Consider the following 21,543-nt stretch of genomic DNA (forward strand, 5'->3'; position numbering starts at 1 on the left):
ATTATGAAATTATTCGACGTATATCCTTTATATAACATCAACATTGTCAAGGGCGACGGTTGCAAGGTATGGGATGAGAACGGAACGGAATATCTGGATCTCTACGGAGGTCATGCCGTTATCTCTATCGGACATGCACACCCTCACTATACAGCAATGATAAGTAACCAGGTGGCTAAACTTGGTTTCTACTCAAACTCCGTCATCAACAAACTCCAACAAGAGGTAGCCGAACGACTGGGCAAGATTTCCGGTTACGAAGACTACAGCCTGTTCCTGATTAACAGTGGAGCCGAAGCGAACGAAAACGCTTTGAAGCTGGCTTCCTTCTATAACGGACGTACCAAAATCGTATCTTTCAATAAGGCATTTCACGGACGGACATCTCTGGCGGTAGAAGCGACTCACAATCCTTCCATTATCGCCCCTATCAACAATAACGGTCATGTCACCTATCTCCCGCTCAACGATATGGAAGCGATGAAGCAGGAACTGTCTAAAGGAGACACATGCGCTGTTATCATTGAAGGAATACAAGGGGTAGGCGGTATCAAGATACCGACCACCGAATTTATGCAAGAACTCCGCAAAGCTTGCAGCGAAACAGGAACGATCCTGATTCTCGATGAAATTCAGAGCGGATACGGACGTAGCGGTAAATTCTTCGCCCATCAATATAATGACATCAAGCCGGACATCATCACTGTAGCCAAAGGTATCGGCAACGGTTTCCCGATGGCAGGTGTCCTGATCAGCCCGATGTTTAAACCGGTATATGGTCAATTGGGAACTACCTTCGGCGGAAACCATCTGGCATGCTCGGCAGCACTCGCTGTGATGGACGTCATTGAGCAAGAAAATCTGATAGAAAACGCAAAGGTAGTAGGTAACTACTTACTGGAAGAACTGAAGAAATTCCCGCAAATAAAAGAGGTACGCGGACGCGGACTCATGATCGGACTCGAATTCGAAGAACCCATCAAAGAACTACGTAGCCGCCTCATCTATGACGAGCATGTATTTACCGGAGCAAGCGGTACGAATGTACTTCGCCTGTTACCTCCTCTCTGTCTTACTATGGAGGAAGCAGAAGACTTCCTTGCCCGGTTCAAGAAAGTACTCTAATCGCTCATTTGATTAATAAACAGCCAACGATAAAAGCAGCCTTTATTAGAAATTTATTTCTTATTCCGGCTGCTTTTTGTTTTTTCGTAATTAACTGCTACCTTTGCCTTTAACAACTCATTAAAAATAAGCGTATATGAAAATAGCCATTATCGGTGCAGGAAACATGGGCGGTTCAATAGCCCGTGGCCTGGCAAAAGGAAGTCTGATAGACGATTCGGACATCATTGTGTCCAATCCGAGTGCCGGAAAACTAGAGAAACTGAAAAAGGAATTTCCGGGTATCTCTATCACCAACAGCAATGTGGAAGCTGCCACAGGAGCAGATATTGTCATCCTTGCTGTCAAACCGTGGTTTATGGAACCGGTGATGCGCGAATTGAAACTGAAAAGCAAACAGATACTCATCTCCGTAGCTGCCGGCATCAGTTTTGAAGAACTGGCTCATTATGTCGTAGCACCGGAAATGGCCATGTTCCGCCTGATTCCGAACACCGCTATCAGCGAACTGGAAAGTATGACGCTTGTTGCCGCCCGCAATACGAACGATGAACAGGACAAATTCATCCTCCGGTTGTTCAGCGAGATGGGAACAGTGATGCTTATTCCCGAAGATAAAATAGCGGCAGCCACCGCATTGACCTCCTGCGGTATCGCTTACGTATTGAAATACGTTCAGGCAGCCATGCAAGCCGGAATCGAAATGGGACTTCGTCCCAAAGATGCCATGCAAATGATAGCACAATCCTTAAAAGGAGCAGCCGCACTGATTCAGAACAACGACACCCACCCCAGCGTAGAAATCGACAAGGTCACCACTCCGGGCGGAATCACAATCAAGGGGATCAATGAACTGGAACACAACGGATTCACCTCCGCTATCATCAAAGCCATGAAAGCCTCCAAATAATACCATAGAATTATTAATCATAAAAATACGAACCACTTGTATGAATGAACAAATTAAACAGATCGCAGAACGCCTCCGCGGATTACGTGATGTACTGGAACTGACCGCAGAGGATATCGCCCGCGACAGCGACATCTCTGCCGAAGAATACCGACTTGCAGAAACCGGAGACTACGATATCTCTGTCAGCATGTTACAAAAAATAGCCCGCACGTATAATATAGCTCTCGACGCCCTGATGTTTGGTGAAGAGCCTAAAATGAGCAGCTACTTCGTGACCCGTGCCGGCAAAGGAGTCAGCATCGAACGTACCAAAGCTTATAAATACCAATCACTGGCTTCAGGATTCATGAACCGTACCGCCGATCCGTTCATCGTCACTGTTGAACCGAAAGCAAACGACGAACCAATCCATTATAACCAACATAACGGACAAGAATTCAACCTTGTCATCGAAGGACGTATGCTTATCAACATCGAAGGCAAAGAAATCATCCTCAACCAAGGCGACAGTATCTATTTTAACTCTAAACTTCCACATGGCATGAAAGCGCTCGATGGCAAAACAGTACGTTTTCTGGCAGTAATTATGTAATAACATCATGGTAGAAAGATTTTTATCACAGACCTCTTTCAGTTCACAAGAGGATTTTATCAAAAACTTGAAAATAAACGTCCCGGAGAACTTCAACTTCGGCTATGACGTAGTAGACGCCTGGGCTGCCGAACAACCTGACAAGAACGCTTTACTCTGGACAAATGACAAAGGCGAAAGTCGCCAATTCTCATTTGCCGACATGAAACGCTCTACGGACATGACCGCCTCTTACTTCCAGAGCCTGGGTATCGGCCGTGGCGACATGGTGATGCTGATTCTGAAACGCCGTTATGAGTTCTGGTATAGCACCATCGCTCTTCACAAACTAGGAGCAACCGTTATTCCGGCTACTCACTTGCTGACCAAGAAGGATATTATCTATCGCTGCAACGCTGCCGACATCAAAATGATCGTAGCTGCCGGCGAAGGAATCATCCTGCAACATATCAAAGATGCTCTTCCCGAATGTCCCACGGTTGAAAAGTTAGTCAGTGTCGGTCCGGAAATCCCGGAAGGCTTCGAAGATTTCCATCAGGGTATCGAAAATGCTGCTCCATTTGTACGTCCGCGCCATGCGAATACTAATGATGACATCTCTCTGATGTATTTTACCTCCGGCACTACCGGCGAACCTAAGATGGTGGCACATGACTTTACTTATCCGTTAGGTCATATCGTTACCGGTAGTTTTTGGCACAACCTGGACGAGAACAGTCTTCACCTCACCATTGCCGATACCGGCTGGGGAAAAGCGGTATGGGGAAAACTCTACGGACAATGGATTGCCGGAGCCAATATCTTCGTCTACGACCACGAGAAGTTTACCCCGGCAGCTATTCTGGAAAAAATCCAGGAATATCATGTCACCTCTCTCTGTGCGCCTCCTACCATCTTCCGGTTCTTGATTCACGAAGACCTGACAAAGTTCGACTTGTCTTCACTAAAATACTGCACCATTGCCGGAGAAGCATTGAACCCCGCCGTATTTGAAACGTTTAAGAAACTGACAGGTATCAAACTGATGGAAGGTTTCGGACAAACAGAAACAACCCTTACCATCGCCACTATGCCGTGGATGGAACCGAAACCGGGAAGCATGGGGCTGCCGAATCCTCAATATGATGTAGATTTGATTGACCATGAAGGTCGCTCTGTTGAAGCCGGTGAGCAAGGACAAATTGTAATCCGCACCAGCAAAGGCAAACCTCTCGGACTTTTCAAAGAATACTACCGGGATGCGGAACGTACTCACGAAGCTTGGCACGACGGAATATATTATACCGGCGATGTTGCCTGGAAAGATGAAGACGGATACCTGTGGTTTGTCGGTCGTGCAGACGACGTTATCAAGAGTTCCGGTTACCGCATCGGCCCATTCGAAGTGGAAAGTGCGTTGATGACTCATCCGGCTGTTGTGGAATGTGCCATTACCGGAGTACCCGACGAGATTCGCGGTCAGGTAGTAAAAGCTACGATTGTTCTATCCAAAGACTATAAAGCACGTGCCGGAGAAGAACTGATTAAGGAATTGCAGAACCACGTGAAGAAAGTGACTGCTCCTTATAAATATCCGCGTGTGATCGAGTTCGTAGAAGAGCTACCTAAGACAATCAGCGGTAAGATCCGCCGGGTGGAGATTCGCGAAAACGATAAGAAGTAAATTATAAACAACTCTAATCAATAGAAGAACGATATTACAGATGATGTAATATCGTTCTTCTCATATCTACCCAACAATAAAATTCAACAGAAATAATATGATAGTTCCTGTTTATTTAAAACTCTCTTTTTTCCAATAATTATGTCCTTCAATAATATGACTGTTATTAGCTTTATAAAAATCCTTCACAGGAGTCATCTGAAAACAATTATTAATAATAGCATTATCGACATCTTCAAAAGTAACAATCGGTTGTTGGTTTACAGGATACTTCGATCTAACATTATTCAGAACAATCTGCTTACACTTACTGAATTGCCACGGTGAACCAGTCTGCGAAGAGAAATCCACATTATCAAAACGAATATCTTCAGCAATATCAACTATAAATCCAACCTCTGCCTTCATATTAATATTTGAAAAGGACAAACCTTGTACAGGCATTTCTTCAATCCCTTTAATATAACCAATTTGCTTGATATCAGAACCTGTGATATTACTCAAATGAATGTTCCGGAAAACAGGAGTCCGTTCACTGACAGGTTCCACTTTTGATTCTTTATCATAGAACAAATCAAAGATGAAGGCATTCCGCTGAATATTCTTCATGACGATATTATCTACCCGAAGCTCTTCAACAACCCCTCCTCTCCCACGAGAAGATTTCAAGCGAATACCGGAATCCGTACCATCGAAAACACAATTAGAAATTGTCACTCTCCTTACACCGCCTGACATTTCACTACCAATAACTACCCCTCCATGACCGGAAAGCATAACACAATTAGTTATCGTTATATTTTCACATGCCTTTCCATATTTCCGTCCATCAGCATCACGCCCCGATTTAATTGTAATACAATCATCCCCCACACTAATAAAACAATCAGAAATACGCACATTCCGGCAAGAAGAAGGGTTTATTCCATCCGTATTGGGACCTTTTGGGTCTTTTGAAGGGTTATATATCGTCACTCCATGCACTGTTACATTATCACAAAAAGCCGGATTTATGGTCCAAAAAGGAGAATTGACAATTTTCACATTCTCTATCAACACATTGTTACATTCATAAAACTGAATAAAAGGAGGCCGAAACATACGACGCTCTAAAGAAAGTTTATAATAATCCGAAATTTCCAGATCTTCATTAGCCTCTTCCCACATTCGTTGTAGTTTATTCAAAGCAGGCAATTTTCCTCCGTTCTTTTTAATCAGCTCCCGTGTTTCTTTCTCCCAGCTCCACCATTTGAATCCATTACCGTCCAACGTTCCACGCCCGGTTATAGTCAAATTCTCCGCATCATGCGCATAAATCAGGGAAGACAAAGTATTCATCACTGTACCTTCCCAACGAATCTTCACAAAAGGAAGATAATCTTCAAAACGATCTGAAAAACGAAGAACAGCTCCGGACTCCACATACAAAGTTATATTACTTTTCATGTGGATAGTGGCTGTCAAATAAACACCTGCCGGAAAATAAATAGTTCCTCCACCTTCAGAAGATGCTTTTTCAATCGTTTGGTTTATTAACTCCGTACAAGATTCAATACCTCGGGGATCAGCTCCAAGCCCCTTCATATTAAAGGTACGAGACCATGCGGTTACGGCTATAACAAGTCCCACTACACAAATAAATAGACGTTTCATTTATAGTTTTCATTTAAAATTTTACCAGTTCTAATTGTCAAAACAAAAGTACGAGGTATCTTCTCTCCTTATAGGGTAATAATTGTGCTTGATAGAGGATAGACAGGTGGATTAAATATGCAAAAGCGTGCATTTTATGTTCAATCACGGTTTTATATTTCCTTTTTAATCCAGTTTTATCTATTTTTGCTCTACACATAATTTATAATATCATGAAGACACTCTATGTTTTCCTTTTATGCTTATACACCAGTCTGACTGTAGCAGCTCAACCTCTTTGCCAGATTAAACACTTCTCTGTCAATAGTGGCCTTTCGCAAGGAGTAGTAGTGAATATAATGCAAGACAAAAAAGGATTTCTTTGGTTCGCCACCTGGAATGGACTGAACAAATTCGACGGATACACATTTAAAAATTACAAAGCATTCCCGGGAGACGGCTGTACGTTAACGACCAACCGCTTCTCTTATATTACAGAAAGCAAAGACGGAGATATATGGTGCAAATCTTATGATAACCGTGCATATCTATTCGATATTCAAACAGAGAAGTTTATTGACATACTCCTTCCTATTGAATCATCCCTGCAACAGACCAACACAGTCAGCAATATCTATACCTTAAATAAAGGGATTACATGGATCACCTGCGAACAAGGTTATGCTTTCAGAATCAATGAGCAAACCTGCAAAAAAGGAAAAGATATCATTTTATACAGCAGTTTCAACCAAAATTTAAAAGGAAACAAGATATTCGACATTTACGAAGATTCCGACGGGGACGAATGGATCATGACAGATAAGGGAGTAACCATCATCGGGAAAAAACGAATCAACAGCGATTATCCGTTCAAAATGGTCAAAGAATATAATAAGAGAATATATCTTATCTCAACTTCCGGAAAAATCGCAATATATGATCCCAAGAACGGAAATATAAAATTCCAGGAGCTACCATGTCCTGTCACAGATATCTATTCCATATCTTCCATTTCCCCTTCTAATGACAAGATCGGCTTAGGAACTGACAACGGATTTATAACATACGATACAGAAAAGAAAAAATTCCAACATTTTAATATACAAACAGCCACCCAGCCATCCAATGAAGCTCATTTCTTTTATCAGGACAAAACCGGAGAAGTCTGGATCTTTGCCAATACCTCCGGTGTGATAAAGCTAAATCTGAAAACAGGAGATAAGCAGCACTTCACAGCTCCTATACAAAACCTAATCCAATATGAACGCGACAACCGGTACATGATCTTTGAAGACCATGAAGGCACACTATGGATGAGTCCTCAAAAAGGGCATTTGTGCTATTATGACCGCGACAGTAATCAACTGAAACTATACTTTGCAGATGAAAATAATCCCGCTTCCCTATTTGCCCCCTCTATTCGTTATTATTATACCGACCGGCAACAGAATGTATGGATTACCAATGACCGGGGCGTAGACAAAATATCTTTCTATCCCAATAAATACAAAATACGTCCCATAGACAATGGATTGGAAATACGTGCTTTTCTTGCCGACAAACAGAAACGTCTCTGGGTTGCTTCCAAAAAGGGAAACGTCAGAATTTACCGTCCGGATGGGACATTAGAAGGCTACCTTTCTCCACAGGGCATAATCACCCCTCAAGAGGTTACTTTCGGAAAAAGTGTGTACTGTTTTATGGAAGATAAACAAGGAAATATATGGATGGGAACCAAAAAAGACGGCCTCATCCTTCTAAAGAAGAAAAACGAACACTCTTATCTTTTACAACAATTCGTCCATCAGCCACAAGATACATACAGTTTAAGTAACAATAGTGTCTATAGTATTATTCAGGATAGCCATGACAATATATGGATCGCATGTTATGGAGGTGGTCTCAACCTATTATCACAAGCACCTGATGGTTCTACCAACTTTATCCATAGCGGCAACCGGCTGAAAAACTATCCTGTTTCTACTTCACTCAAAATAAGACATATCGCAGAAGCCCCCAACGGAGTGTTATTGATTGGCACAACCAATGGTTTACTTACATTCTCCAATAAGTTCGATCAGCCTGAAGAAATTAAGTTCTATCACAGCAACCGTATCCCTAATGTAGATTCCAGCCTTAGCAGTAATGATGTCATGCAGATATTTACTGACAGTCGAAAAAACACTTATGTAATAACATTCACCGGAGGAATCAGCCAGGTTATCTCTAAAAATCTGCTCACGGAAGATATACAATTCAAAAGTTATACAATCAAAGACGGATTAGCTTCTGATTTGGTACTTTCAATGCTCGAAGATACTCAAAAACAATTATGGGTAATCTCCGAAAACTCCATATCCAAATTCAATCCACAACAAGGAACATTTGAGAATTATGGAAGTAATTACTTTCAGAGAGAACTGAATCTCACTGAAGCAGTTCCCACACTAACCAGTCAAAAGAAAATCGTTCTCGGAACCAATCAAGGGATACTTGAAATCAACACAGAACAAATGAAAAAAAGTTCTTATGTACCTCCTATTGTATTTACCGGACTCAAAATACAAGGAAGTCAACTTCATGTAGCACTTGATGACATAAAAGAACTGGAACTAAATCCTTCGGAACGTAATGTCACCTTTCAATTTGCAGCCATTGATTATGTAAATCCCGATGCCATCGAATACGCCTATCGCCTGCAAGGCCTGGAAGAAGAATGGAACGAAGCCGGTAATAACCGCTCTGCAACATACATAAATTTACCTGCCGGAGAATATCAACTGCAAATCCGTTCCAGCAATAGCGACGGAGTATGGACCGATAATATACGCACCCTCCCCATTCATGTTTTACCCACTTTTTGGGAAACATACTGGGCATGGTTATTCTATATTGTCATGTTCGTGTTATTCACTACTATCATTGTATACATTCTGTTCTATATCTACCGTTTGCGGCATCAGGTTGACTTGGAACAACATTTATCCAATATCAAATTACGCTTCTTCACTGATATTTCACATGAATTACGCACTCCTTTAACTTTAATATCCAGCCCTGTATCAGAAATTCTAGCGCATGAAGCAATCTCTCCGACAGTTCGGGAACATCTAAATTTGGTACATAAAAACACAGAACGTATGCTTCGTCTGGTTAATCAACTACTGGATTTCCGCAAAATCCAAAATAAGAAGATGAAAGTGTTGGTAGAAAAGACAGAACTCGTTTCCCAATTACAGAAGATAATGGAAAGCTTCCACCTTATAGCAAAAGAAAAGAGAATTGATTTCCAACTTCAAACTAATACAGACAAAATATACGCATGGGTAGACCGTGACAAATTTGAAAAGATATTCTTCAATCTACTTTCAAATGCCTTCAAATATACACCGAACGGGAAGAAAGTAACGGTAAATATGATAACAGGTTCGGAGCAAGTCACCATCTCCGTATCTGATGAAGGCATTGGCATTGCTCCCGAAAAGCAACAATCCCTATTTTATCGATTTGAAACACTGGCACAATACAATATCCTGCAGCCCTCATCCGGCATTGGGCTTTCACTGGTACGCGAATTAATAGAATTACATCACGGAAATATCCAAGTGAAAAGCGAGCCGGGAAGTGGAAGTGAATTCATTGTCACACTTCCTAAGGAAGAAAAAGCATTTGCAGACGATCAACAAGCCGAATTTATTTTATCCGACAGTGACAATAATTCACCGACGATACAAGCTACTGAAGAAGATTCGGATAGTACATCCTTCAAGGCAGCATACGCAAAGAATGAAAATAAAACCGACGCAGAGGATGAAAAAACTTCCATTCTTATTGTCGAAGACAACAATGAATTACGTCATTTCCTATGGAATATCCTGTCAGAGACTTACACTGTTCTCGAAGCAACAAATGGAAAAGAAGGATTAAAATATGCACAGCAGTACATTCCGGATCTGATAATCAGTGATGTTATGATGCCGGTCATGGATGGATTAGACATGGTGAAAGCAATCAAAGCCGATCATGACACCTGCCATATTCCTATCATATTACTATCAGCAAAATCTTCTTTAGATGATCGGATAGCAGGACTGGAACAAGGTATCGATGACTACATTACCAAACCATTCAGCTCTACATACTTAAAAACCAGAATCTTGTCGCTGCTCCGTCAACGTAAACAGCTACAAGATCTATATTTATCGAAACTGTCAGAGCATACTCAAGAAGAGGATCATATAAATGGGTGGGAGCCTTCACAACCTCAAGTGACTCCATACGATGAACAATTCATGCAACAAGTAATGGCGTTTATGGAGGAACAAATGGATAATACAGATATCACCATCGACGACTTCGCCAACAAACTAATGTTAAGCCGTACGGTATTCTACCGAAAATTAAAATCCATTGTTGGGCTGACTCCGGTAGATTTCGTATGTGAAATGCGCATCAAACGAGCCGCCCAGCTAATTGAAAAAAGTGAATACAGTTTCTCCCAAATTGCTTATATGACCGGTTTCAATGACCCGAAGTACTTTAGCAGGCGCTTCAAAAAAATCATGGGAGTCACTCCTACAGAATATAAAGAAAGAAAGGGAGATGCCTCATAAGCACCTCCCCTTTCCTTACCAGTTTTCTATATTCAATTACAATACACCTTTTTTACCTTGCGTTCCATATTGATTCACGGCAGATACCTTCAAAGCATAATTCACTTTCGACACCGGAAAAGAGGTATCAGTAGTCGTCCCGAGAATCTGTTCTCCATCATATACAATATATCCGATCGCATTTTTCACAGGATTCCATTTAAGAGTGCCTTGCTGATAAACCAGACTGCGCGGACTTCCTAATTTCTCCATCATAATACGCGGATTCCAGCCATCATTACCCGGAATCATATTTTCGTACGTATATTTGTCCGCCTCCTCTTTCGTTATAGTTGCCTGACAGGTACCCGATACTTCCTTACCGGTTTGGCGGTCTTTATATTGATATTCCGTTTTGCGTTTACTTAAATCCAACACATTACCCTGTGCATCACGACTATTGTATTCGGCAAAAATCCCGGGAACCGTTCCCATATTCGTCCATCCTTCATCAGCGACAGGGATAAGCATGATGGTATTGATATACACCGTCTTCGAATTATTATGCCATGGACGCCCCAACTTCAAACGTCCGTCAGCCGCTTCACTGTTTCCATCTATAGTGCAATTACGAAAAGCATAACCATATTTGGCATCTTTATGGGAAGGAGCCACTATTACTGCTCCACTCCGTACATTATAAAGCGTACAGTTTTCCAGCAACACATCACCACCACCATAAAAATAGTCTACCGCGCCTTCTATCCAGCAATCTTTCACATAGTGCCGACTGACATCATTATTGGCAGTCATCCAAGTATCTTGAAAAGAACGGAACTTACAATTATAAAAGGAAGCACAATCTGCCTGACTATTCATAGCCAAAGCCTGCGGACCATTATCTGATAAAACTCCCCAGTCATTCACATACGAAATGTTTTCCGTATAAAAGTGGTCTCCTTTTACCACCACTACCGATCCCTCGTATTTATAAACTGGAGAGGAAGGATTATGAACCGAGTGTTCCCAATAAGCTGTTTTTCCACCTATTTCTTTACCGGTCAGTTTACTACCAACATTCAAGTTTAAATGAATAATGGTCTTATCCTTATCCTGGCCTATTAAATGTACGTATGGCTTATTCTTAGGGATAATCACCTGCTCATTATACAAGCCATTCTTTATCAGAATCAACCAAGGTTTCGTCTGTCCGTCAGGTACAGCATTGATTGCTTCCTGAACCGTTTTATAATCTCCACTACCATCAACAGCTACAATAGCCTGATAAGGCGATGAGTCCGCCTGTGCATAAATCATTGCACAGGCACTCATCAATAAAATTGATAATACAATATTCTTCATGATATTCTTTATACCTAACAATTATAGGATCAATTAATACCAACGTGGATCACCAGCATTACCCGTTCCGGCGAACCCGGCTCCCGGTTTAATATGGAAATCACCGTTTAATGGATCAACGAACAAGTCATCCGAGCTTTGTTTTATTCTCGTTATTTCTTCAAACCTGTTATTGCCTTCCTGCAGGTCGGAGGTGATATAACAATTATCAGAGAAGTTCAAAATGTCATAAGCACCATTTCCACTATTCATTTTCTTTCCTTTGTTCGGACCGGAGAAAATCAAATTCCGCATTGTCGCAGATTTCGGAGAAGGCGGAGTACTTGCCGCATTATCGAAACGGAAAACTTTAGGCAATTCCTTCTTAGCATCCATAGAATTATAGAAAGTACAATTTTCCAATATCACATCACCGATTCCCCCTTTCACGTCCATCAACTGGTCACCAATATTAATCAATGTACTATTCGTTATAGAAACCCTTTCCAACTGATCGATATTTTTTCCGAAATTAATCATTCCATATCCGTCCGTACCAACTTCGGATATGACACAGTTATCGATCGTAATATCCGTCATGAACACACCACTTCCATCGCTAATACGTACAAGCGTACGTTTTATGTTCTGTATAGCACAGCCTGTGAATGAAATAGACTGGGCATAAGAACTATTTTTCCAATCCGTCATATAACTGGCCTCGCCATTTCCATTCAGGCAAACAAACTCGAATGACAGAGACTGTATCGGAGAAGCCAATGATATTTTATTAGTCACAATAAGCTGTGGACGATTATTTTCATTAGCTTCCGTACTGGTAAACAAAATATTATCCAATCCCGGAATCTTTAGTTCACTTACCTTATACACCGCCCCCGGAGTAAGTTGGACAGTTACATTGCTACATTCTTTCTCTTTCACAAAATTAGATAACAATGTACTTAAATCAATGACTCCGGTTTCCGTAGCCTCCACAAAAAGGATTTCGCTACCACCCAATCCCAGTGTCTTGAATACATACGAACCACGTAATGCATCATTATTATAAATCCGAACACGATAGGTCGCTCCATTCTCCAATTCGGAGAGTGTTTTTGAACAAGCCGCTATATCTTCCGAAGTCAAATCAATCTGTTTTTCCTCACCATATTTCGTATCCACCATTTGAGCCAACGTCAGATGAGTTACCCTGTTCGTTTCTTCCCATGTCAAGGTTGCGGAATTAGCTGTAACTTCCACTCCGGTAAATAATTGCTCATCCGGAGTTTTAAATGCTACACTGACATAAGTGCTTGCCTTTCCCTGCGCATCTTCTCCTTTCATACGAACAGAATATTGCGTAGAACCGTTGAACTCCTGAAACAAAGTACGATATTCCACCCTCATAGGCGTATTACTCTCTGAAAATACAGTCAATGTATCTTTCAGAATCGTATCTGTCCTTACATAATTTTCCGCATTAAACTCCAAGCTGTCCGTATAAAACTCAAAAATATAGACTTTTGCATTCACAATCTGCGAATATCTTAATGTAACCGAAGTCGCATCGGTAGCCGACTTATCGAACGTCAACGGACGGAACAAAGCATCATAGTTCTTATTAACTGTCCAGTCATTGGCATCGTCCTCACAGGAAGACATACCCACTATCAAAGCCAATAGTACATACAGGCATGCTCCGGATAATCTATTAACTAGTCTTTTCATTTTTTCCTGCCATTAATTATTTATAACCATACGAATTAGAAACATACCCTTGCGTCTTATTGACATCCTCATAATAAATAGCGAATACATGGCGATAATTACACACTCCATTACCAACAGAATATTTACGGAACTCCGCTTCGGCTTCACCGCCCCAGTTCAGCCTGCCAAACAAATTCGAATAGTCGTAAGACGCATTCAGTCCTGTACCGCAAACCAATATTCTAGCCATTGTTTTCACATAATTAGTATTCAGGGTTGCATTTATATCACCATCCTTATTCAATGTCACCTGCATACTGATCCAGTTGCACTCATACTGTCCTTTTGATGTAGAAGCAGTACCGGTTCCCATATCCTCATTGAAGTTAACAGACGACATATCAATGTATTCCGGATTATCAGAGTCTTCATATTTATAATAGATTTTTCTCGGTATTTCATCCACTTGATAAGTCTTCCCGAAAATAGTCACCGGCTTGTAGTCATACAACATACAAAGACCTATTTTCATCTCTTCTATTTTCTCCGCCAACAATCCCCAACGTGTCAAATCCTGACGACGAATAGATTCACAACCAAACTCCCATGCCCGTTCATTGACAATAGCCGTGAAGAAATCCGCGTCATACTGCGTGATTTCGGGAGCACCAGTACCAAATGCTCTTTCACGAACCTTTTCCAAAGCCTGTCGGGGAGACATACCGGCAATCGGACTAACTGCATCCGGCCCTGTCAATACATTTTGAGCCTCCGCAAACATCAGGTAAATATCTGAATACCGCATCAAAATCCAGTTGATACCAGTAGCAATACGTGAATTAGCTTTCGGGAAACGGACTTTCATATAATTATCAGTCATCCAATACCAACGCCATTTACCACAAGCCACTCCTAATGGATTACAGCGAATAACTTCCTTATTTTTTCCATTCTCATTGATATATTCCTGGAAAACACAAGTAACATCCCGACGGGTGTCTGCCGGATCAAATGAATAAAAATAGTAAGCAGTAGTAGCCGCATATCCTGCCCCTCCCATACCTTGGGTGGTATTAAAAACTCCTCTGTTCAGGTTGTATCCCATCGTGGCCCCCACATCTCCATTCTGTCCTTCACCAAAAGCAACTTCAAACAGGTTTTCATTATACTTGTTGTATTCCAGATGATTGACAGTAGACCAAATATTCTCATAACTGGGATCAAGCTCATGAGGATTATCAGTCGCTCCCAAAATCTCCGCACACTGTTTGGCAGCCAGCTCATAATAATCTTTCCAATTCTTAGGGCGACCGACGAAATATCCGTTCATTTCCGGAATGGTCGGATGATGTTCCACATCCAAGTCCGGAAACTGATTTCCATCCCGTACAGACCATCCTCCGGCAAATAGCGCTACTTTTGCCAGCAGTCCTTTGGCAAAACCTTTATTCATGCGTTCTACCGTATATGATTCTTCTCCCATCCAAGGCAGATATTCAATTGCCTCTTTCAAATCCTCTATGATATAATTATAAACAATATCACGATCCACTTTTCCTATATAGACATTTCCCAATCCGCTTTCAGACGCATGCTCTTTATATGGCACATCTCCCCAATAACGGATCAATTCAAAATAGCCTAACGCTTTTAGTGCTAATGCCTCTCCTAAATATCTACGCATGGCAGCCTTGTCCGAAGTAGATTGCATCAACGGTGACCGACGTATACCATCTACGATAGTAGTGGCGGATTCTGCCAGATAATAAAGTTTGTCCCATCTGGTATTCCGGTTATAATTGTCGTCATAAAAATTGCCAGCACCTTCATCACGAAGTGTCGAATTATAGTTTTCCGTAGAAAACGCACCCGAACCAACCTCCACGTCAGAAGCTCCCTGCCAGTTGACACACAGTTTCTGACCATATATATAGGTGTCCGTCATTGTCGCATACACACCCATCAGGGCTGCTTCCGTCAGAGCGGTCGATTTAAACAGATTCTCATCACTTGGAATAGAAGGACTTTCGGTATCCAAAAAATTATCCATACACGAGGTGCATAACACAGAGGAGGATAAAACCGCTAAAAATAGTTTCTGTATTTTCATTTTTCAAGTATTAAAAAGTAACATTAAGACCGAATACATAAGAATGCGCTTTCGGATATGCAGAATAATCCACACCCGGAGTCAAAGGGGTAGAACGTTGTGTGCTCACTTCAGGATCCTGTCCGGAATAAGCTGTCCAGCAAAACAGGTTATTGGCCGTAGCATACACGCGCAGGTTCTTGACTCCTAGCTTACGAGTCACAGTAACCGGAAGCGTATACCCTAACGTCAGGTTACTACAACGCAAAAAAGAACCATCTTCAATCGCCCAGTCCGTCACAAGCGTACGCCCCATCATAGGCATCCAGATAGAGGCTTTGGAATTGATTTCAACAAAGCGCTCCGGATTGGCATCATTACCATACATTACATTGGCACCCATTTCCGGATCAATAATCGACCAGCGGTTTTCCAAACTCATAAAATCTCTGATATTATTATATTTACGATTCGTATGAGTGGATGCCATAATCTTATTGGCATTATATACTTTATTGCCATATGACCAGTTGAACATTGCCGCCAAGTCAAACCCTCTCCATGCAGCATTCAGCCCGAATCCGCCAATATGCTTTGGTTGTACACTACCGATCACTTTACGATCATTATCCGCATCGATCACACCGTCATTATTCTGATCCTTCAGTTTGATAAAGCCCGGACCAAAGTTAGGCAGGTCGTTAGAGAACAAAGCCCTGTCATCTACTACCCCTTCATTCAGTATCCATTTTTTCGTATTCTCATCAAACGTAAAGTCGTCTACAGAATAAAAGCCCTCTACTTCGAATCCATAAATCTGTCCTACCGCCTGACCTACAATAGCACGAAAATCATCAGAGCCGATATCCGGTCGCCAGTTGGATTGCGCACTCAATACGGTTGCCGTTCCATCCAGTTTATTCACTATATTTTTATTGAATGATATATTGAAGTTAGCGCCCAGATAGAAATCTTTACTATTGATAATCGTTCCGCTAAGCGTAAGTTCAACTCCCCTGTTCGTACTGCGGCCTACATTCTGATACTGATATTCATATCCCGAATTTGAAGGAAGATCCATGCGTAAGATTAAATCTTTCGTTATATCATTATAGAAGTCAACCGTCACATTCAAACGGCTATTAAAGAGGCTGGCATCTATTCCCACATTAGAGGATAACTTCGTTTCCCAAGTCAGATTCTCGTTCCGCAAGGTGTTCTGCAATTTCAGGGCACTCTGTACTGTTTCATTCAGATAATATTGCCTATTGGCAGAAGATTCCATTTTATAATCCTGTCTCCAGTATGAATTGACACGCGCATTACCAACTGACCCGTAACTCACACGAAGTTTCAGATTATCCAGCCAGTCTTCCGTCTGCTTCATAAATTTTTCCTGGGAAATGCGCCATGCCAATGCCATACCCGGGAAAAATCCCCAACGGTTTTCAGGAGCGAACACATTCGTTCCGTCGGCACGGGCTGTAAAAGTGAACATGTACCGGTCTTTGAAAGCATAGTTTAAACGACCGAAGTAAGATGCCGTACGAGAAGGTTCACCAAGAGTGGTATACGTTGGTTGGGATTCTCCATAGTTCCACATAGCCAACACTTCGCTCGCCGTAAAATCCATAGGATAATATTTGGATGAGGCAATCATCTGATTTCTGTAATTACTCACCATTTCATGTCCGGCCATCAGATCAAGACGGTGATTCTTTTTCAGAGAGAACCGGTAACTCAATATGTTCTGCAAGTTCCATCGTGCACCTTTCTCATCCGTACGTTTGGCTACGGGCTGACCGGCATTGGAGCTCGACTCTCCGGTTTTCTTTAACCAGACATTATCGGTATAATTATAAGTGTATGCGTAACTACCTTTCAGCTGATAAGTCAATCCTTTAACAATTTCCCAGTTAAATCCGGCATTATAAGTCATAGAAAACTGGTTTTGCTTCTTATACTCATTCACCGTATTATATACAGGATCATTCAATGATGATAACAATGCATCATCCGAGTAATCAATTTCACCCCCCAAAGCATCTCCCGCATCTATACTTGCAAGGCTGTTGATTGGCGAGAAAAGAACGGCATCTCTCAATTTACCTCCATTGGTACCCGCACCGTCAATCACCATTCTAGTCAGACGGCTGGAAAACTCAAACTTCAATTTATTACTTAACTTTTTATCCATCTTCACACTCAAGTTATCCCTCACATAATTGGAGTTGAGCATAATGTACTTCTCATCATCCCGCGTATAACTCAAATTATAACGCAATGTGGCATCCGTTCCTCCTGTTATACCAACGTTATAGCTTTGTTTGAATCCGGTGTTTCCATATACTTTATCCTGCCAGTTCGTGCCTTCTACCGAACGATAAATATTGCGGTCGTCCCAACGTCCATACATCGAATTAATGCTACTAGTCAGAGAGGTGCCCGGATCAAGTTCTTTCTGATAACAGTAGTATTCGTAAGGTGAAAGTACCCCCGTCAGATTATACACATTACTGACACCCCAGTGAGCATTGAATGAGACTTCTGTTTTTCCCGCCTTACCGCTTTTGGTAGTAACAAGAATAACGCCGTTCGCACCTTTAGCTCCATAGATGGCGGTAGAAGAAGCATCTTTCAAAACATCAATGCTTTGAATATCACCGGGAGGAATATCATTGATATTACTCACCTGAAAACCGTCAACAATATATAACGGTGAATTGTCCTGGGTAATAGAACCACCACCACGTACTGTAATCTGGATTGTTGCATCGGGCGATCCATCAGTAGCCACTACATTCACACCTGCCAGTTTTCCTGTAATAGCCGCAGCCGCAGAAGTTATCGGAATATCCTTCAAAACCTTCTCACTCACTGAAGAAATCGCACCGGTCAAATCTCCGCGACGTGAGGTTCCGTATCCTACCACTACCACTTCGTCCAAAGTCTGATTGTCTTCTTCCAACACAACTTTCAGATGTTTGCCCGGTTTCACAGTCGCAACAACTGATTTCATTCCTACAAAACTAATTTCCAACTTTGTTGCATCTTCGGGAACAGACAAAGTGAAATTTCCATCCAAGTCGGTAATTGTACCGACGGAGGACTTTTTCAACACCTTCACACTAGCACCAATAATAGCATCGCCGTTGGTATCCACCACCGTTCCTTTCACAGATACCTTCTGTGCATATACTGTTGTCGCCGTTATAAAGCACAAGAGCAAGCAACATATATACGCAAAGCATCTTCTCAAAAATAAATGTCTTTGTACATCCATAGTATTATCTTGATTAATTTGTTTCATTTTTGATGTTACAAAAGTCACACTTTTACATCTGTTTTCCACTCATTATTTATGCAAAAGCGTGGACTTTTTATATAGAATGTCTTATTTTACTGTAACAATAATCACCTCTCCTTCGCGTGTATCCACATCATACAAATAAGTATCACGTAATGCCACTCCTTTTAAAGGCGCTTTTTCACTAATCATCGGGCGTGAGATTTGCTGTACTTTAAATAATGCGTTCGGATTCGCTTCCTCTTCCTTCTTCTGTTTCAACAATGCTCCTTCAGCAGCCAATTTCCAGTAAGAGCGCAGGCGCAGATTGCCTCCGGTTTCCGAACGTAACACAGCTTTTACCAGCTTACCGTCCTTCCAGGTCAATTCATCAATCAAAAAACCTCCCCGGGCACGCAACCCTTTCACTGTCCCGCTCTTCCATTCCGAAGGCAATGAAGGCAACAGATGAATCGCACCATCATGACTTTGCACCAGCATTTCGGCAATACCAGCCGTGCAACCGAAGTTACCATCTATTTGGAAAGGTGGATGCGCGTCGAATAAATTAGGATACGTTCCGCCTCCCTGTCCTTTTTGTATTTCAGGGCTGACATAAGTCAGCTGATTCTTTATCAACTGATAAGCATGGTCCCCGTCAAGCATACGGGCCCAGAAACAAACTTTCCATCCCATTGACCAACCGGTAGAAGGATCTCCCCGTTGTATCAATGTGTTTTTTGCCGCTTCAAAGAGTACCGGAGAACGATAAGGAGAAATCTGATAACCGGGATATAGCCCCCAAAGATGAGAGATGTGCCGGTGACGATCATTAGGATGATCCCAGTCTTCAAACCATTCCTGCAATTGTCCGTACTGCCCTACCTGCATCGGAGGCAACTGCCGGCGCATATTCTTCAATGTATCACAAAAATCAGTATCTGCGTTCAGCACTTTGGCAGCTTCGCATGTATTTGAAAATAAATCAAAAACCAACTGATTATCCATTGTGATTCCTGCAAAAAGATTACTTTTCTTCTTTATCCAGCGCGGAGAATTCTCGGGTGAGTTGGAAGGAGTGACAACCAGATAACCCGTGTTCGGGTCGCGTACCAGAAAGTCGACAAAGAATTCCGAAGCACTTTTCATCATCGGATATACTTCCTCCAAATACTTCTTATCACCGGAAAACAAATAACGGTCCCATAAATGCTGGCAAAGCCATGCATTAGCCACAGGCCATGTCCCACAATAAGGACGGTCCACCGCACCCGTCATACGCCACAAATCCGTATTATGATGCAACACCCAGCCACGACAACCATACATTCGACTGGCAGCTTCACGCCCATTCTCGCTCAATTCACGTACCATCTGGATGAATGGTTTATGAAGTTCGGCCAAGTTGGTGATTTCCGCCGGCCAGTAATTCATTTCAGCATTAATATTCGTTGTATAATTGCAGCTCCAGGGAGGTCCCGGGTTATGATTCCATTTGCCCTGCAAGTTGGCGGGCTGGCATCCGGGCTGTGAAGATGAAATCAATAAGTAACGTCCATACTGGAAATACAATGCTATCAATGCCGGATCATAGGATGAAGAAAATTCCTTGATACGTACATCCATCGGCTTATTGGCTTGGGAAGTTTCACCCAAATCCAAAGTTACACGATTGAATTGTTTCTGATAAGCAGCAATATGAGCGGCTTTCGCTTTACTATAATCTTTCGCTGCATTTTTCAAATAAGCTTTATTCCGTTGATACGGATCGCCCGATATATCTTTATAGTTGACAAAGTTAGTCGCCATCGAGATATACAATGTAAGTTCACTGGCTTCTTGAACGCTAAGCAACGTGTCATTGGCAGTTATCACTTTCCCACCTTTATGTTTCACATCCAAATCGGCACAATAGTGCACTTTACCCGGAAAATAACGGCTACCATGCGTAATACCTTCCAGCCGCAAACCTTTCTTTCCATAAATACTACGTTTCGGATCTCTCATCGGGGTATTAAAAAACAGTTCGCAATTGATTGTTCCCGGTTTAGATGCTTTGATATGCCTGATAACCAGTTGATCGGTAAATGATGCAAATGTTTCTTCGGTAAATTCCACTCCGTCTACTTCGTAGCGAGTCACAGCTACTGCATTGCTTATATCCAGATCACGATAGTAATTATTTACTTTTTTGTGATCTTGATAACGGATATTCAGACGACCCACTGTCTGGTAAGGCATTTCATTCCCCACTTGTGAAAGAATCTTCGTTGCCGCCATGTTCTGCGCTTCTTCGTACTTTCCTTCAAAAATCAACCGGCGCATTTCCGGCAAAGCCGTTTTTGCTTCTTCATTATAGTTCTGGTAAGGAGAGCCCGCCGACACTGTTTCTTCGTTCAACTGTATTTGTTCCAGTTGAGGGTCACCGAACACCATTGCTGCAATCCGTCCATTACCAACCGGGAGTGCTTCTTCCCAATAAGAAGCGGGTTTGTCATACCATATTCTATAGATGTTTTGTCCTTCCACATTCCCCAACAGAGAAGAAAAAGCCAACATACAACTGAATACTTTACTTATCATTTTCATATTTTAAAGTT

The 21,543-nt window shown here is 41.9% G+C and carries 11 protein-coding genes; 5 read left to right on the forward strand and 6 right to left on the reverse strand.

Annotation, left to right across the window (positions count from 1 at the left end; all coding sequences use genetic code 11):
* Positions 1 to 3: 3 nt before the first annotated feature.
* The 4 genes from DXA54_RS02735 (at position 4) to DXA54_RS02750 (ending at position 4,293) form a co-directional block, all read left to right on the forward strand.
* Positions 4 to 1,125 carry an aspartate aminotransferase family protein gene (locus DXA54_RS02735; protein WP_008649668.1) on the forward strand — a complete coding sequence of 374 codons (1,122 nt, stop codon included), beginning with the start codon at positions 4 to 6 and terminating at the stop codon, positions 1,123 to 1,125.
* A gap of 136 nt (positions 1,126 to 1,261) precedes the next feature.
* The gene (gene proC / locus DXA54_RS02740; protein ID WP_004310476.1) at positions 1,262 to 2,035 is read left to right on the forward strand and encodes a pyrroline-5-carboxylate reductase; all 774 of its coding nucleotides are present in this window, start codon (positions 1,262 to 1,264) and stop codon (positions 2,033 to 2,035) included.
* A gap of 40 nt (positions 2,036 to 2,075) precedes the next feature.
* Positions 2,076 to 2,630 carry a helix-turn-helix domain-containing protein gene (locus DXA54_RS02745; protein WP_004313803.1) on the forward strand — a complete coding sequence of 185 codons (555 nt, stop codon included), beginning with the start codon at positions 2,076 to 2,078 and terminating at the stop codon, positions 2,628 to 2,630.
* Between the two features lie 7 nt (positions 2,631 to 2,637).
* Positions 2,638 to 4,293, forward strand: a complete 1,656-nt coding sequence (locus DXA54_RS02750; RefSeq protein WP_008645207.1) for an AMP-binding protein — start codon at positions 2,638 to 2,640, stop codon at positions 4,291 to 4,293.
* A gap of 111 nt (positions 4,294 to 4,404) precedes the next feature.
* Here the strand turns inward: DXA54_RS02750 and DXA54_RS02755 are convergent, their stop codons facing one another.
* Positions 4,405 to 5,946 (reverse strand): glycoside hydrolase family 28 protein, encoded by a 1,542-nt coding sequence (locus DXA54_RS02755; protein ID WP_120078927.1) that lies wholly within the window; start codon positions 5,944 to 5,946, stop codon positions 4,405 to 4,407.
* 212 nt (positions 5,947 to 6,158) lie between these two features.
* Here DXA54_RS02755 and DXA54_RS02760 point away from each other — a divergent pair, with 212 nt between their 5' ends.
* Positions 6,159 to 10,538, forward strand: a complete 4,380-nt coding sequence (locus DXA54_RS02760) for a two-component regulator propeller domain-containing protein (RefSeq protein ID WP_120078928.1) — start codon at positions 6,159 to 6,161, stop codon at positions 10,536 to 10,538.
* 36 nt (positions 10,539 to 10,574) lie between these two features.
* Here DXA54_RS02760 and DXA54_RS02765 read toward each other — a convergent pair whose 3' ends face one another.
* From DXA54_RS02765 to DXA54_RS02785, 5 genes are all read right to left on the reverse strand, one after another.
* The gene (locus DXA54_RS02765; protein ID WP_120078929.1) at positions 10,575 to 11,879 is read right to left on the reverse strand and encodes a pectinesterase family protein; all 1,305 of its coding nucleotides are present in this window, start codon (positions 11,877 to 11,879) and stop codon (positions 10,575 to 10,577) included.
* A gap of 33 nt (positions 11,880 to 11,912) precedes the next feature.
* Positions 11,913 to 13,586, reverse strand: coding sequence for a DUF5123 domain-containing protein (locus tag DXA54_RS02770; protein ID WP_087322794.1), 1,674 nt, complete (start codon positions 13,584 to 13,586; stop codon positions 11,913 to 11,915).
* 16 nt (positions 13,587 to 13,602) lie between these two features.
* Entirely contained in the window at positions 13,603 to 15,678 is a 2,076-nt protein-coding gene (locus DXA54_RS02775) for a RagB/SusD family nutrient uptake outer membrane protein (protein ID WP_004305005.1), read from the reverse strand.
* 10 nt (positions 15,679 to 15,688) lie between these two features.
* On the reverse strand, positions 15,689 to 18,940 hold the full coding sequence (locus tag DXA54_RS02780; protein WP_120078947.1) for a SusC/RagA family TonB-linked outer membrane protein: 3,252 nt from the start codon (positions 18,938 to 18,940) through the stop codon (positions 15,689 to 15,691).
* A 111-nt stretch (positions 18,941 to 19,051) separates the two neighbouring features.
* Positions 19,052 to 21,532, reverse strand: coding sequence for a glycosyl hydrolase family 95 catalytic domain-containing protein (locus DXA54_RS02785; RefSeq protein ID WP_120078930.1), 2,481 nt, complete (start codon positions 21,530 to 21,532; stop codon positions 19,052 to 19,054).
* Between the last annotated feature and the right edge of the window lie 11 nt (positions 21,533 to 21,543).

The sequence above is a fragment of the Bacteroides sp. OF03-11BH genome (assembly GCF_003604005.1).
Lineage (GTDB): Bacteria > Bacteroidota > Bacteroidia > Bacteroidales > Bacteroidaceae > Bacteroides > Bacteroides ovatus.

What these genes read in the sequence shown, in the direction of transcription:
- DXA54_RS02780 (WP_120078947.1), bottom strand. Translation starts at nt 18,940, where the DNA reads ATGGATGTACAAAGACATTTATTTTTGAGAAGATGCTTTGCGTATATA.
- DXA54_RS02760 (WP_120078928.1), top strand. Translation starts at nt 6,159, where the DNA reads ATGAAGACACTCTATGTTTTCCTTTTATGCTTATACACCAGTCTGACT.
- DXA54_RS02785 (WP_120078930.1), bottom strand. Translation starts at nt 21,532, where the DNA reads ATGAAAATGATAAGTAAAGTATTCAGTTGTATGTTGGCTTTTTCTTCT.
- DXA54_RS02750 (WP_008645207.1), top strand. Translation starts at nt 2,638, where the DNA reads ATGGTAGAAAGATTTTTATCACAGACCTCTTTCAGTTCACAAGAGGAT.
- DXA54_RS02735 (WP_008649668.1), top strand. Translation starts at nt 4, where the DNA reads ATGAAATTATTCGACGTATATCCTTTATATAACATCAACATTGTCAAG.
- proC (WP_004310476.1), top strand. Translation starts at nt 1,262, where the DNA reads ATGAAAATAGCCATTATCGGTGCAGGAAACATGGGCGGTTCAATAGCC.
- DXA54_RS02745 (WP_004313803.1), top strand. Translation starts at nt 2,076, where the DNA reads ATGAATGAACAAATTAAACAGATCGCAGAACGCCTCCGCGGATTACGT.
- DXA54_RS02755 (WP_120078927.1), bottom strand. Translation starts at nt 5,946, where the DNA reads ATGAAACGTCTATTTATTTGTGTAGTGGGACTTGTTATAGCCGTAACC.
- DXA54_RS02775 (WP_004305005.1), bottom strand. Translation starts at nt 15,678, where the DNA reads ATGAAAATACAGAAACTATTTTTAGCGGTTTTATCCTCCTCTGTGTTA.
- DXA54_RS02770 (WP_087322794.1), bottom strand. Translation starts at nt 13,586, where the DNA reads ATGAAAAGACTAGTTAATAGATTATCCGGAGCATGCCTGTATGTACTA.
- DXA54_RS02765 (WP_120078929.1), bottom strand. Translation starts at nt 11,879, where the DNA reads ATGAAGAATATTGTATTATCAATTTTATTGATGAGTGCCTGTGCAATG.